Below are 14,228 nucleotides of genomic sequence, written 5' to 3'. Positions count from 1 at the left end.
TATACCATGTGTACAATAATCGTGTTTCCTTAGTTAATACCTAGACGATCTTTCATTGTAGTTATCATTTCTTCCTGTACAAACGTTTCTCTTAAGGTAAGGACCAACTGATCCTTTACGACAGGGCGTCCTAAGATGTCATTTTCGTAAAGGAGATGGATGGTAAGTATTTCTTTGTCGGTTATTCGGAAGAGTGTATACAATGAACTGAAGCCATCTTGTCCAATGAAACGTTCAACGGCCATACTTCCGGTCATGCTACCCCACCATGATAAAAAGGCGTCTAAGCAGCCTTCAAAGCTGTTATCATCTTGAAAAAGCAGTCGGAATTTTTCTTTTTGGTGGTAAAGAGACAAGGAAGGGGAAGTAGTGCTGGATAATGATTCATTCCACAGCTGCTGTAATAAAGGCTGCAAAACTGCTTTTTCCCGCAGTTTCCATGGGTTACCAGGCATATAGGGAAAACGATGTTTCTCTTGTTTGGCATAGTTATGTACAAATAAAAGGAAATTCAAAGAGTCGGATGCATCAACTGTCAGTAAACGTTCCTTTTCAGGTTTCAAATAAAGTCCCCCAATATGATGGAAAAGCCTGCAGTCATTTACTGCAGGCTTTTCTGTGTTCTTTTATTCCTTAGCTGCTTTCTTCGCTCGTTTTCTTTCCTTGCGGCGCTGGCGCTCTGCTTTATGATGCTCTTGCAGGCTGAAGCGTGTTGTTGCTTCATACACGATAGGTACGATAACAAGTGTCAGCAAGGTAGAACTGATAAGACCACCCATTACAGTGATTCCAAGTCCTTTCGAGATTAGAACGGAACCGCCGCCTTCGAAGCCGAAAGCAAGTGGTGCAAGTGCGCCGATTGTAGCAATGGCTGTCATCAGTATCGGACGAAGACGAGTTACACCGGCTTCGAGAATCGCTTCGCGAGTCGGAATGCCTTCTTTTTCCTTATGAATGATACGATCGACTAGAACGATGGCGTTCGTTACAACGATACCGATCAGCATAAGCATCCCGATAAGGGAGGAAACACTGATTGTCTCGCCGCCGATGAGCAATCCTACCAACGCACCAATGACTGTGAACGGCAGGGAGAATAGGATAGCAAACGGTGCCAGTGCTCCGCCGAATGTTAATACTAGTACGAAGTATACAATCGCAATCGCTGCCAGGATTGCAAGACCAAGCTGACTGAACGATTCATTGATCTGTTCAGAAACCCCGCCCTGATCGATGCTTACGCCATCAGGCAATTCAAGGTTATCAATCTCTTCTTGCAAGCCGCTAGTAGCAGTTGCGACATCATCGCTTGTAATATCAGCAGATACAGAACCGTAAAGTTTTTCATCACGTCGCTGCAATGTATTCGGAGACTGACCGTCTTCGATTTCAGCAATTTCGTTCAGAGCCACTTCTGTCCCGAGTGATGTTTGGATCGTTGTATTTTCCAGATCTTCTTTATCCTCGAAAGATTCGTTTGCTACTTGCACATAAACATCCAGTGCTTCGCCATCATCATTTTGAATAGTAGCGATTGACGGCTGGCTGCCAATGTTGGACAGCTGAGCCGTGACTTGAGCTGCTGTCAAACCTAACTGAGCCAGTTCTTCCTGGTTGGCTACAATTGTATATTTGTCATATTGCTCAGAAGCATCAGAATCCGCGTTAGTGAAGTTATCGTCATTTTCAATTAGATCAATGACCTGCTGAGACGCAGTTTGAATATCTTCTACGTTATCACCGTAGATGTAATATTGTGTTGTGTTGCTGCTTGTGCCCGTCATGTCGATGGATCCCCACTCACCTTGGTCTGTCAAGGCTTGCAGATCATCGACGACTGCTTCTGTCTCGCTTTGGATATCTTCATAATCATCGCTATAGCCTAAATAGAAGAGGGCTGAATCTCCGGTTGAACCTGAGAGCGGATTACCTCCGCTGCTGATTGTATACTGCAATGTTTCAACGCCGTTGCGATCTAGCAGCATATCCTCGGCTTGGTCGGCAACTTCCTGAATGTCTTCGCGTGTTTGACCTGGTTCAGGTGAATAAGACGCAACGACCATATTCTCGCCGGTACTAGGAATAAAGCTGACACCAATCGAAGGAACTAAGAACAGACTTCCGATTAGTAAAACAAGCGCAATAACGAAAGTGATGATTTTATGCGACAAGCTCCAATTCAAGATTCGCTTGTAGAAATTCGCCAGTTTGCTTGGTTTTTCTTCTTTGTGTACATAATTTTTTGCATCTTGTTCGCTAGTGCCGCGATCCAATCGTTTGCGGAACAATGTATGTGCCACCATCGGTACAACGGTAACCGCAACGAGCAAGGATGCCAGCAAAGCGAATACGACAGCTAATGCGAATGGCAGGAACAATTCTCCGATTTGTCCTTCAACTAATCCAAGAGGAAGGAATACTGCTACTGTTACAACAGTAGAGGATAAAATCGGGACGAACATTTCGCGTGTTGCATCAATGATCAATTCTTTGCCGCGCAGTTTTTCATCTGCCAAGGACATGCGTCGGTAAATATTTTCTACAACAACAATCGAGTCATCAATTACCCGGCCGATGGCAACGGTAATGGCACCCAATGTCATGATGTTCAAGCTGATATCCATTTCATATAGGAAAATCAGACCGATCAAAATCGATAATGGAATCGAAATGATAGAAATGATTGTAGAACGGATGTTACGCAAGAACAAGAGGATGATGATCACAGCGAAAATGGCGCCGAAGAGTGCTTTGTTCACCATCGTGTGGACAGAATCCTCGATTGGTGCACCTTGGTCCATTGTTGACGTAATGGTCATACCATCATGATCTTCTTCAAACTGCTTTATTTCATCTTTTACTGCATTGACAACTTCTACAGTATTGGCGTTTGGATCCTTCGTAATGTCGATCCCGATGGAGTCCTCGCCATTTGTGCGGGAAATGGATTCTACTTCACCGACTATTTCCACTTCCGCTACATCCTGCAGCTGGACAGTTGGCAGTTCAGTCGGAGCTTGTGCAGCCTGCGCCGCTTGTGCTGCAGCATCAGCTTGACCGCCTGCAGCTGCCTGACCGCTTTGGCCTGCTGCTGCTTCTTGGCCACCTTGTGCCTGTTGTGCACTTGCGCCGCCTGTAACCGGAATTTCCAAGTTACGTAAATCATCTAGTGTGACAATGTTGCCGTCTACAGCAACGTTTTTCTCGCTGTTACCAAATTGGTACAAGCCGAGCGGGTAAGAATCACTGCTGTTCTGGATGACTTGACCGACAGTATCCTGTGTCAAACCATTTTCAGCCAGAGCATCTTCATCGTAAGTGATTTGTACTTCTTGTAGCTGCTGTCCCGAGATACCAACAGAAGCGGCACCTTCAATTCCTTCAAGTGCTGGCTGGAGATCGGATTCGACAGTCTGAGTCAGTTCTTCTATTGTTTGATTGCTATTAGAAGCACTAAGGGTGATGACAGGGAAGGAATTCAAATTGATTTGTGCAGCTTCTGGTTCTTCTGCATCCTCTGGAAGCTGTACATTCTCAAGTGCATCCTTTACTTCCTGTTCTGCATCATCCAGATTTTTGGAATAGGCGTATTCCAACTGGATAGTTGATGCATTCTGCATCGATGTAGAGCTTACATTCTCTATGCCATCCAAGCTTTGGACAGCTTGCTCAATTGGTTCTGTTACATTTTCCATGACTTCCTCTGGCGGTGCGCCAGGATATGTAGTTGTTACGGTGAGGACTGGTACACTGATATCCGGAAGTGTTTCCAGTTTCATATTTGTTCCAGCATAAATACCTGTCACGACAACCATGATGGTAAGTAACCATACGGCAACCTTATTTTTCAAAGAAAAGTTGATAAACTTTCTCACGGTCCAGCTCCTTTACTCTCCATTTGACCGACTGGTCATTAGTCCTCTATACTATATAGGCAACCACATCACAATGCAACAATTATATCAAGGATATAAGGAAGTTCAATAGCTTAATTACAGCTTTATTCTAAGAATTCATATATTATTCACAGTCTCTTAACACACTATGACCGACCGGTCAGTCGAAAGGAAAGGCAATATGCAGGAGAAAAAAATCACAATAATTGAACGAGCAACTGAGATTATTGCCAAAAAGGGCTATCATGCTGCAAGCATTCAAGAGATTGCAGTCGCGAGCAAGCTTTCCAAGGGGGCATTTTACCTTTACTTCAAATCCAAGGAAGAGCTGATGGCAGAAATCCTCCGCTATCATATCCGTTTGATAACGAAGGAGATCGAAAAAGTCGATCAGCTGGATTTGGACAGCCGGGAGAAAGCAAAGCTGCGTCTGGCAACCATGATGCGTGAACTCGTCAAACGCGGAAATTTCATCGTAATGCAGCGTCACGATATCGATTCCGATATAGGGAAAGAGATGGAATTGTTTTTCCTGGAGGAAATGGAAAAGGGAAGGCGTAAGACAGAGCTTGATTTGCTCGAAGTATACGGAGAAGAAAGCAAACCGTATTTAAAGGATTTAAGAATGATGCAGGAAGGGATTCTTGCACAAATCATCGGTGATATGCTTCTTCATGGGCTGATCCTGGATCTGGACAAGACAGCTTCTTATATTCTCGAACGAATCGATGATATGGTGGAAGGCCTTTTGAGAAGGAAAGCTGAACCACTTGTGACAGATGCAACACCAGTTTCAGCTTCCATTTTCGAGAAAGAGATGAAGGAGCGGGAAGTAAAACAGGTGTTAGAACGGATGCAGGTTGTTATTCTAACCCTTGATGCAGATGTCCAGGATGTGCAGGAGCTGCAAGGAGTTGTTGAACTGATTCAGGAAGAGATGCAGAAAAAAGAGCCGAAAAAGCTGCTCATCCAAGGCTTGATTGCCAACTTTAAAGGCATCGGGGAACTGGATGGTTTGCGTAAGGAATTGGCAGGACTATTGAATATAAAAGTATTATAGGGCAGAGCCGGGATGCAGCATGCATGCTGGCTTTCCTGTACTTAAACAAGTTTCCGTTGTGATACGGCAAAAAAATAGCAGGAAATGTAAACGCTTTCATCGTATATTGAGAGTAAGAACCGAAGGGGGTAGAAAAATGAATATCTTACTCGTATGTGCCGCAGGAATGTCTACTAGTCTGCTTGTCTCAAAAATGGAGAAAACAGCAGTAGCAGAATCGAAAACGTACAATATTCAAGCTGTATCTGCCGATCAGGCGAAAAAACATATTGCACAGGCTGACGTATTGCTGCTTGGTCCGCAAGTACGCTACATGCTGCCACAGATGAAAAAACTAGGAGAAGAGCGCGGTATTCCGGTTGATGTAATCAATAGTGTCGATTATGGTACTGGAAATGGAAAGAATGTGCTTCATCATGCTGAATCGCTATTTGCGAAGAAGGGGTGAGCTAGATGAGCCGGTTCAATGATTTTCTTGAAATGAAGGTAATGCCGATTGCTGGTAGAGTTGCAGCACAACGGCATCTGGTAGCGCTGCGGGATGGTATCATCCTGACAATGCCATTGATCATTGTCGGATCACTCTTCCTTATTCTAGGTAACTTGCCGATTCCGGGATACGCCGATTTCATGGCTGGTATTTTTGGGGAGTCATGGAGTACAAAGCTGCAATATCCCGTTAATGTAACCTTTGATGTTATGGCATTATTTGCTTGTTTCGGTATTGCGTACCGACTGGCGCAAGCATATGAATCAGATGGCGTGGATCCGCTTTCTTCAGGAGCAATTGCCTTATCTGCATTCTTGCTTGCAACACCTTACAGCCCTTTCCAAGTTGGAGAAGCTACTGCCAATTTCGTGCCGGTATCCTTATTGGGCAGCGGCGGCTTGTTCGTTGGTATGCTGGTAGCGATGCTAGCTACCGAGGTGTATCGATTCATTGTTAAAAAGAATATTGTCATCCGTATGCCAGATGGTGTACCGCCGGCTGTGGCGCGGTCATTCATTGCACTTATTCCGGGTTTTGCTGTCATCATCCTTGTTTGGCTTATTCGTTTGCTTGTAGAAGCAACATCGTTCGGTGATATCCATAATTTGATTGCAACTGTTATTGGATCGCCGCTTACGCTCGTCGGTTCCTCCTTCATCGGCAGCTTTGTCGCAGAATTGATGATCGTGCTGCTTTGGGTGTGCGGTCTGCATGGTGCCAATATCGTCGGCGGAATCATGTCCCCGATTTGGCTGAAGGCGACAGCGGAAAACGCTACAGCATTTGCTGCTGGCACAGAACTGCCGCACATTTTCACAGCTCAATTCTTTGAAGTGTTCATTCATGTGGGTGGATCAGGGTCGACGATCGGTTTGGTTTTGATCATGATTTGGCGGGCGAAGCTTAAGCAAAATAGACAGCTGGGTAAGCTAGCGACCGGTCCAGCGATTTTCAATATTAACGAACCAGTCGTTTTCGGTCTTCCGATTGTACTGAATCCGATTATGATCATACCGTTCATCACTGTCCCGCTCGTGATGGTAATCACCACATACATCGGGATGAGCACAGGTCTGGTGGCTAAACCAGCAGGAATTGTTGTTCCTTGGACCATGCCGCCATTTATCTCGGGTTACCTGGCTACAGGAGGCAAAATCTCAGGTGCTGTTATTCAGCTGATCAACTTAGCGATTGCGATGGTTATCTATTATCCGTTCTTCCGCGCCCTTGAGAAAAACCAGCTGAAGGAAGAGGAAGCAAGACAGCGTGAAGTGGCAGCGTCAGAAGACGGCACAGATCCGGTGAGCAGGTAAAAAGGAGGAACGTGATGAATATAGAAGAGAAAGCATTTCAGCTGATACTGCATGGCGGTGATGGCCGAAGCTATGCGATGGAAGCAATGATACTGGCCAGACAGCATGCATTTGAGGAAGCGAAACAGAAAATCCAGGCTAGCAAAGAAGCAATCAATCAGGCGCATCATATCCAGACGGAGCTTATCACTGCCGAGGCAGGCGGTGAACAGACGACCTTGACTCTCTTGATGGTGCATGCGCAGGATCACTTGATGAATGCCATGACAGTACGGGAATTAGCGGAAGAGATCATTTATTTGCAGGAGGAGCTGGCCAGACAGGCAGCAGCTAGAGGGTCAGTTTAAAGCTGGGCGGTCATTTGATCGCCTTTTTTGCATAGGCATGGAGGATATGGGGGTGAATCTGTATGCTGCAACCAAGGCTGTTGGAAGTATTGACTTTCCTGTCATCTGAATCGCGGACGCTGACAGCGGATGAACTGGCAAGGAAGCTGGCTGTTTCTGAAAGGACAGTGCGTTCTGATATCAAGCTGCTTCAGCAGGAACTGCCGGCGGATTATGCCAAAATAGAATCGATACGAGGGCAGGGCTATCGGCTGGTGGTAATAGAGGAAAAGCTCTTTCAGCAGTACTTGCAGGAAACTATCCGAGTAAAGCAGGAGCGTTTGTATACGCGGGTAGAAACACCTGCTGAAAGAGTGAATCACCTTATGCAGCTGTTGCTTTTAGCTGATGGCTTTATCAAGATGGAAGACCTGGCACAAGCTTGTTTTGTCAGTTTTCCGACAGTGCAGAACGATCTTAAACAAGTGCGTTCTTTATTACAGCAATCGGGGCTGGATCTGGAGAAAAAGCCGAAGTACGGTATTCGTATCGCTGGAACAGAGACAGAGAGACGGTATTTCCTGTCTGCATTTTTTTCGAAGCAGGTCGGTTGGCATAAAGCGTACAGTTTACCGGATAGCATTATCTCTGAAGCGGAGATTCGTTACGTACATGATATTGTGCATAAGTTTGTGACGGAAAATCAATTGATACTGTCGGATGTAGCAGTGCAGAACTTGGTTACGCATATTGCGATTGCCTGCCGGCGGATCAAGGATGAACAATATGTGGAGCTTGCCCCTGATGCCATGCAGGATATCATCCAGCAGCCGGCATTCCGGGAAGCAGCCCAGCTTACCGCTATGCTGGAGGCAGAGCTTCATCTGTTTTTCCCGCAGGTTGAAGTAGCTTATATGACGATACATCTGATGGGAACAGATTATGTATCCAAAAGTAAATTGGATGGTCACATGGGTATGCCGGACTTGGCAGCAGCAATTGTAGCGAGGATATATGATAAGACGGGATTAGATCTGAGGCTTGACCAGGAGCTTCTGCGTGGCTTGAGTTTGCATCTTAAGCCTGCCGTGCATCGACACCTGTATGGCATGAATGTACACAACCCGCTGCTTGAGGATATTAAACGGCATTATCCGCTTGCATTTGAGGCTGCTGTCATCGGTTCTTGTGCGGTAGAAAAAGAGGTCGGCATTCAGCTGGCAGAGGAGGAAATCGGTTACTTGGCGCTGCATATCGGTGCCGCTTTAGAACGAAGCAAGCAAACAGGGCGGAAAATCAGATGTTTGTTGGTCTGTGCATCTGGCGCAGGCAGTGCGCAGCTGCTTCGATATAAGCTGCAATCACTTTTTCCGGACAAGTTGGATATCATTGATACAATCGAATATTATCGCTTGCTTCGTGAAAAAGAATGGGAAGCTGACTTGATAATCAGTACAATTCCAATTGAATCGGCTGTCACACCATTACCGGTTATTCTCGTACCCGTCATTCTGGATAAAGAAGCAATTTCAAAGCTGGAAGCTTACCTGCATTTCGGTCAGCAGATCCGCTATATTAATCCTGCTTATGTATACCTGCAGCAGGATCTAGAGAGCAAGGAGGAAGTTCTGGCTTATTTGACTGAGGTACTGCAAACGGATGGAAAGGTTGGCGAGGATTTTCTTGCTGCTGTATATGAGAGAGAGTCTATGGCGCCGACCAGCTTTGGAAATTTTGTAGCAGTACCGCATCCGATCGAAGCCAGAGTGGAAGAGACCTTGTGGGTGATCTGCACCTTAAAAAAACCAATCGACTGGTCTGGTAAGCAAGTGCGGTTTGTGTGTCTGTTATGTATCGAAAAGGAAAGCGATGAGGATTTTACCGGTATGTATCAGCAGCTGGTGCGAATCATCGAGGAGCCGGAGCATGTTCAGAAACTGTTGGAAGCCCAGACGTATGAGGAGTTTTATAAGGCGCTTGTATCTATATGAAAGCAGCTGCCTAAGTAGGGCAGCTGTTTTAGTTAGGCGAAGGCTCGACTTTTCCGCTCTGACGGGCGAGCTTCATATTCGCGCGTTTTGCCATTTTATAGGCGTCATAGATATTATAGATCGAGAAAATGAAAAACGTGAACAGACCAACAACAAACCACATCAGGAACAAGTTGATCAGATTGATCAGGATGAAGATAGTCCCTTTCAAACTCTGTTGGTTATAAAACTGACCCAAGCCAGCGAATAGAAAGCTCAATAGTGCCGCAACGAGCGGTCTTCTTTTCAATTCCATCTTGTCACCCCATCTTTTAAATACTGTACCAGTTTTCATAAATGTATACAAATATGGTCAGCAAGTCTTTTTTATTGTATTTTGAAACCCTTTTCATAGAATGGACGTAAAGATATAATTAAGATAAAAAGCGAGGCGAGTCGAGATGGATGAACAGCTGCAAGTGAAAGAGACAATTTTGCAATTAGAAAGATCCCTGCTGGAAGATGACACGAGACTATCGACAGACGCTGTCGGCAATTTACTGACAGAAGACTTTTTGGAACACGGATCATCCGGTCAATCATTCCGTAAAAAGGATATTGTCACAAATGGATTGGATTCAGTTGATTTGGATATCAGGGATTTCGATGTACGGATATTGTCTGAAGACACAGTTCTGGCTACATTTCGTACCTGTGACGCAGGATCGGGAAGAGAGCAGCTGCGAAGCTCCATTTGGCGTTATCAGCCGGGCGGCTGGCGGATGTTATTCCATCAAGGAACTCCAGCAGAAAAATGAAAAAGGCGGCTGCATGAAGCAGGCCGCCTTTTTTGCTGAACATTCTCATCGTCCTTCCCAAACGAAGGTGATGGCTGATTGTGGTGCGATTGTATATGGAAGATGCTTGTTCTCCTCTTCGAGTTGGAAGGTTTGTGTCGTATTGCTCGTATTTGCTGCAAGCAGGATGATTTTATCTTCTTTTTGATCCCAGAAAGCGGCAGTTGAAAGATGCGGCAGCTCTGTACTCGAGATACGAACTGCCCCAGGCTGGACGAACTTGCTTATATGACCAAGTGCATAATATTCAACGTTCTTCTTACTATTACCTGATTGGCTGTCAACTGTGACGACGCCCCGGCAATCCGTGCAGCCGCCATTTGTCGGTCCGCCTGTCTCATCCAGAGCCAAGTTCCATAAAAACACCGTTTTGGACCAATTCCGGGTTGTGCCGATGATAACTTGATCCATCAGCCAACTCAAGTTATCTCCGAAATCCTCACCCCATGCTCCTCCGCTGCACTCAGTGAAGTAGATGCCTTTCTCGGGATGAAGCTCCTGTATTTCTGCAGTATTCTCTGGATTGCCTGCGTAGCAATGATAAGCAGTTCCTGCTGTATACTCTGAAGCTCCATTGAGCACTGTCTCTGCGTAATCTTTGCTGTTTTCCCAGTTATGGTCATACGCGACAATAGCTGTTCTTAAACCAGCGTCCAGGATTGCTGGTCCTAAAAAGTTCTGGATAAAGTATTGCTGCTCCGCTGCACCCATTGCCATGCTCGGATAAGCTGCTGTTTCAAACTGCGGCTCGTTTTGCACAGATAGCAAATCAATATCCAATCCTTCCTCCTTGTAATCCAGCAAATACTTTATAAAATAATCCGCGTAAATCTCATAAGTTCGTTGATCTGCATAATTCAGATAGGAGCCATTATATGTGTGCTCTCCATATTTCAGCCATGGTGGTGCAGTCCATGGCGTACCCATCAATTGCAGTTCGGGGTTGCTTATCTTTGCTAGTTTCAGCATGTTCATGACGGTACGATCTGGTGCAGTGGAGAAATGCTGCAGCGGATCTTCAAGTGTACCTTGCTGATCTGCATACGTATAGGAAGATGGGTTTCCTCTATCATCCACGCTATAATCTGAAGCTCCAATTGTGTGTCGAAGGTATGATAAATGAATACCGGATTCGCTGAACAAATCCTGGAATAGCGCATCGCGTTGTTTAGCAGTCAATTTATGTTCCAGCAGATAGGCGCTTGATCCAGTCATTGCCGCTCCGAAACCATCCATTTGCTGATATGTTTTATGCTTATCGACAAAAATGGTCGGAAGATCCTGCTTGTCATCCTGAAATAGTTTGGCAGGCTGGTTCTCGAGAAGATGCTGCTCATCTCCGGTTGTCAGCCAGCTGTCAGCTAGGGGAGGAGGTTCTTTAAACCTGTCACTCAGCAGGAAAAAGCAAAGCATGAGTAAGAGAAGGGATGTGAGTCTTTTCATCTTATTCCTCCTTACAAAAACATCCTGCAGAGTTTCTGCAGGATGTTTTCATTTTGTTATGGCAAGGTTACAGTACCTTCTAATCTAATATCCTCGGAAGAGCTGCCCACATAGACAGGCACTTCGCCAGAAGGCATAACCCATTCATTTTTCGTTTCATCATAATATGAGAATGCTTTCGGATCGAGCTCAATCTTGACGGACTTCTGTTTGCCAGGTTTAAGCTCGACTTTCTCGAAGCCGGCTAACTGCTTAGCAGGTGTTTCAACGTCTGTTGTCGGTAATTCGCCTGCGTACACTTGGACAACTTCAGCACCTTTTGTATCTCCAGTGTTGGCAAGGTTAAGCTTCACTTCAATGCTAGTATCATCTTGCTTCTGTTTCACTTTCGTATGCAGATTGCTATACTTGAAGTCAGTATAAGAAAGACCGTATCCGAATGGATAAGCTACTTCCAGGTTTTGTTTGTCATAGCCGCGATAACCGACGAATACACCTTCTGAGTAGTTGTTTACGCCATTCGTACCAGGGAATTGGTCTTCGTTGCTTGTTGGTGTCTTGTCTTCATCGACAGGGAATGTAACTGGCAGCTTACCAGATGGGTTGACATCCCCGAATAGGACATCCGCAATGGCATTACCTTGTTCTTGACCAGGATACCAAGCCTGAACGATACCTTTGACATTGTCCTGCCAGTCTCCCATTTCAATTGCGATTCCGCTCTCATTCACGACAATCGTGTTTTTATTAACTTTTGAAACTTCTTCAATCAGCTGCTGCTGGTTGTTTGGCAGCTCCATGTCGGAACGCTCTGTGTAGCCTTCGCTATCATATGTGCGTGTTACAATGACAGCTTTATCTGCTTTCTTGGCAGCTTTTACAGCTTCTTTGATCTGTTCATCGACAGCACCTTTTGCAGGTTCCCAGCCGAATCTTACCTGACCGCCATAATCACGGCCATCTCCAGTTTCATAATCTGTTTGATATTCGATTCTAATATCATGCTGCTCGCCTTTTTTCAATTCTACTTCGACGGATTTGGTACCAAGCTCTTTTCCTTCATTCTCTACAATCAGCTCGCCATCCAAATAAAGTTTACTTGTTCCAAAGCTGGTAGTGGATAGGTTATATGTTCCATCCTTAGGAGCTTCAATGACACCCGTCCAGCGAGCGGACATCATGCCGTTCAAGTCTGTCGGCAGCTTGTCCAGTTTTGGTGACTGAGAGTTAAAGCCTTCATAGTTATAGAATCCAAGGTTCATGTTAACTTGTCTGTCTGTACGTTCGTGTGACGGGTTTCCTTCAAAGTTCTTATTCGTCCAGTATTCCGCTTTTAATCCATTCTCAGATGCATCTTTTGCAGTGTGCAGCAGGGAAGAAGGGACAGCGTCAGGTCCAGGCATAACATCGCCAGCACTGATTGGATCGGTTCCAGCTGTATAGCTGACTTTGGTATTTTCCCCAGCTTGGTTTTTGATGCCTTCCAGCGGACTTACAGTATACGTCGGATTCACGAGCGAGCTGCCGCCGCCAGCTGCTGATGCATTATCAGCATCAGGTCCGATTACAGCAATGGAATCTGTGTTGTCCTTGATTGGCAGAACATCTTTTTTGTTTTTCAGCAATACCATGCTTTCGGCAGCTATTTCGCGTGCTGTTTGTCCGTGGGCTGCTGTATCGATCTGCTTATTCTGTGTCGGATTATCAATCAAACCTTTATCGAACATTTGGTAAAGCAGGCGGTAGGTGCTTTGATTGATTGTTTCTTCGCTCACTTGACCGTCTTTCACAGCTTGGAGCAGATTATCGCCCCATTTACCATCTGGTTCTCCTGGAGTTTCCAGATCAAGACCGGAATTGATAGAGTTCGCCGTACTGATGTTGGCACCATAATCACTCATAACAAAACCTTCAAAGTCTAGCTGATCGCGAAGCAAATCAGTTAATAATGTTTTGCTATCACAAGCGTATTCTGTATTCACCTTATTAAAGGAACACATGATACTGCTAAGATCAGCATCTTCAATCGCTGCTTGGAATGGGCGAGCGTAAATTTCATTGATTGCACGTTCGCTTGCCTGTGAATCATTCGTGAAACGCAATGTTTCTTGGTTATTCAGCAGATAGTGCTTTGCTGTCGTCATGACGTGATTTTCTTGAACTCCATTTATGTAAGAAGCAGCCATGCGGGATTGCAGCACTGGATCTTCTCCTAAAGATTCGAAGTTACGGGAACCGAATGCGTTCCGCGCAATATCAAGGCCAGGTCCGAGCAGCACATTATGTGTCGTATTGAAAGCTTCGTTACCGAGCACATCTCCGTATGCAGCTGCTGCATCTGTATCCCATGAAGCTGCAAGGGCAATTGGAGCTGGCATTGCAGTTGACTGTTTGTTCTGTATGTCAGGGTTAGCAATTCTGACCCCAGCAGGGCCATCTGCCATTTTCAATTCAGGAATTCCGTATTTCTCCATTCCTTCATTGTAGTATCCATAATAGTTGTTTAAATTTCCTGTGATGAGATTAACCTTGTCCTCAAGGGACATAGCATCAAGCAGCAGGTTTGTCCTCTTTTTCGCAGACAGATCCACATTCATCCAAGGCTTATCTGTTTCTTCTGCAAAAGCTTGGAATGGAGATGCGATAAGTCCAATAAGTAAAACGGTAATAAATCCGATCACCGGAAAGCGTGTAAGCTTAGCCAATAGTATTCCACTCCTCTTTTAAAACTGTCAGACGTGGCGGCGTCTGTTGTTCCTTTTCTAATGCTACGGAAACAGCAGAGGGAAGGGAATAGACGAAACTGTTTGTTTCTTATGCAGGGGTTTTCCAGCCTAATACCCTAACAAAAGGGTATAACTAGGAAAAGTACA

Annotated in this window: 11 protein-coding genes; 6 read left to right on the top strand and 5 right to left on the bottom strand. The window is 45.3% G+C overall.

The features are described 5' to 3' along the window. Window positions 1–29: 29 nt before the first annotated feature. Entirely contained in the window at window positions 30–563 is a 534-nt protein-coding gene (locus CHH91_RS14705; protein ID WP_095224204.1) for a hypothetical protein, read from the bottom strand. Window positions 564–626: 63 nt separating this feature from the next. Then, a complete protein-coding gene (locus CHH91_RS14700) occupies window positions 627–3,875 on the bottom strand; it encodes an efflux RND transporter permease subunit (RefSeq protein ID WP_095224203.1) in 3,249 nt (1,082 codons plus the stop codon). 202 nt (window positions 3,876–4,077) lie between these two features. Here CHH91_RS14700 and CHH91_RS14695 point away from each other — a divergent pair, with 202 nt between their 5' ends. From CHH91_RS14695 to CHH91_RS14675, 5 genes are all read left to right on the top strand, one after another. Further along, a complete protein-coding gene (locus CHH91_RS14695) occupies window positions 4,078–4,956 on the top strand; it encodes a TetR/AcrR family transcriptional regulator (RefSeq protein WP_176465805.1) in 879 nt (292 codons plus the stop codon). Between the two features lie 136 nt (window positions 4,957–5,092). After that, the gene (locus tag CHH91_RS14690; RefSeq protein ID WP_095224201.1) at window positions 5,093–5,404 is read left to right on the top strand and encodes a PTS sugar transporter subunit IIB; all 312 of its coding nucleotides are present in this window, start codon (window positions 5,093–5,095) and stop codon (window positions 5,402–5,404) included. A 5-nt stretch (window positions 5,405–5,409) separates the two neighbouring features. Further along, a complete protein-coding gene (celB, locus tag CHH91_RS14685; protein ID WP_095224200.1) occupies window positions 5,410–6,759 on the top strand; it encodes a PTS cellobiose transporter subunit IIC in 1,350 nt (449 codons plus the stop codon). 14 nt (window positions 6,760–6,773) lie between these two features. After that, window positions 6,774–7,106, top strand: coding sequence for a PTS lactose/cellobiose transporter subunit IIA (locus CHH91_RS14680; protein WP_095224199.1), 333 nt, complete (start codon window positions 6,774–6,776; stop codon window positions 7,104–7,106). A 62-nt stretch (window positions 7,107–7,168) separates the two neighbouring features. Then, window positions 7,169–9,076: a BglG family transcription antiterminator gene (locus CHH91_RS14675; RefSeq protein WP_095224198.1), complete on the top strand. Its 1,908-nt coding sequence runs from the start codon at window positions 7,169–7,171 to the stop codon at window positions 9,074–9,076. Between the two features lie 28 nt (window positions 9,077–9,104). On the opposite strand, the gene CHH91_RS14670 is transcribed toward CHH91_RS14675, so the two are convergent. Continuing rightward, complete coding sequence (locus CHH91_RS14670) at window positions 9,105–9,371, bottom strand: hypothetical protein (protein WP_095224197.1); 267 nt, start codon at window positions 9,369–9,371, stop codon at window positions 9,105–9,107. 145 nt (window positions 9,372–9,516) lie between these two features. On the opposite strand from CHH91_RS14670, the gene CHH91_RS14665 reads away from it, so the two are divergent. Next, window positions 9,517–9,873: a nuclear transport factor 2 family protein gene (locus CHH91_RS14665; RefSeq protein ID WP_095224196.1), complete on the top strand. Its 357-nt coding sequence runs from the start codon at window positions 9,517–9,519 to the stop codon at window positions 9,871–9,873. Window positions 9,874–9,918: 45 nt separating this feature from the next. Here CHH91_RS14665 and CHH91_RS14660 read toward each other — a convergent pair whose 3' ends face one another. Together CHH91_RS14660 and CHH91_RS14655 are read right to left on the bottom strand one after the other, a co-directional pair. Beyond that, the gene (locus tag CHH91_RS14660; protein ID WP_095224195.1) at window positions 9,919–11,355 is read right to left on the bottom strand and encodes a glycoside hydrolase family 30 protein; all 1,437 of its coding nucleotides are present in this window, start codon (window positions 11,353–11,355) and stop codon (window positions 9,919–9,921) included. Window positions 11,356–11,411: 56 nt separating this feature from the next. Next, window positions 11,412–14,060, bottom strand: a complete 2,649-nt coding sequence (locus CHH91_RS14655) for a beta-glucosidase (protein WP_286160797.1) — start codon at window positions 14,058–14,060, stop codon at window positions 11,412–11,414. Window positions 14,061–14,228: the final 168 nt, after the last annotated feature.

This window comes from Virgibacillus sp. 7505, assembly GCF_002272135.1.
Taxonomy (GTDB): domain Bacteria; phylum Bacillota; class Bacilli; order Bacillales; family Amphibacillaceae; genus Terribacillus.
The sequence above is the reverse complement of the archived record's forward strand: the minus strand, read 5'-3'. Positions and strand labels throughout refer to the sequence as shown.

Excerpts from the sequence above, each read along its gene's own strand:
- CHH91_RS14695 (WP_176465805.1), top strand. The coding sequence starts at position 4,078 with ATGCAGGAGAAAAAAATCACAATAATTGAACGAGCAACTGAGATTATT.
- CHH91_RS14690 (WP_095224201.1), top strand. The coding sequence starts at position 5,093 with ATGAATATCTTACTCGTATGTGCCGCAGGAATGTCTACTAGTCTGCTT.
- celB (WP_095224200.1), top strand. The coding sequence starts at position 5,410 with ATGAGCCGGTTCAATGATTTTCTTGAAATGAAGGTAATGCCGATTGCT.
- CHH91_RS14680 (WP_095224199.1), top strand. The coding sequence starts at position 6,774 with ATGAATATAGAAGAGAAAGCATTTCAGCTGATACTGCATGGCGGTGAT.
- CHH91_RS14675 (WP_095224198.1), top strand. The coding sequence starts at position 7,169 with ATGCTGCAACCAAGGCTGTTGGAAGTATTGACTTTCCTGTCATCTGAA.
- CHH91_RS14670 (WP_095224197.1), bottom strand. The coding sequence starts at position 9,371 with ATGGAATTGAAAAGAAGACCGCTCGTTGCGGCACTATTGAGCTTTCTA.
- CHH91_RS14665 (WP_095224196.1), top strand. The coding sequence starts at position 9,517 with ATGGATGAACAGCTGCAAGTGAAAGAGACAATTTTGCAATTAGAAAGA.
- CHH91_RS14660 (WP_095224195.1), bottom strand. The coding sequence starts at position 11,355 with ATGAAAAGACTCACATCCCTTCTCTTACTCATGCTTTGCTTTTTCCTG.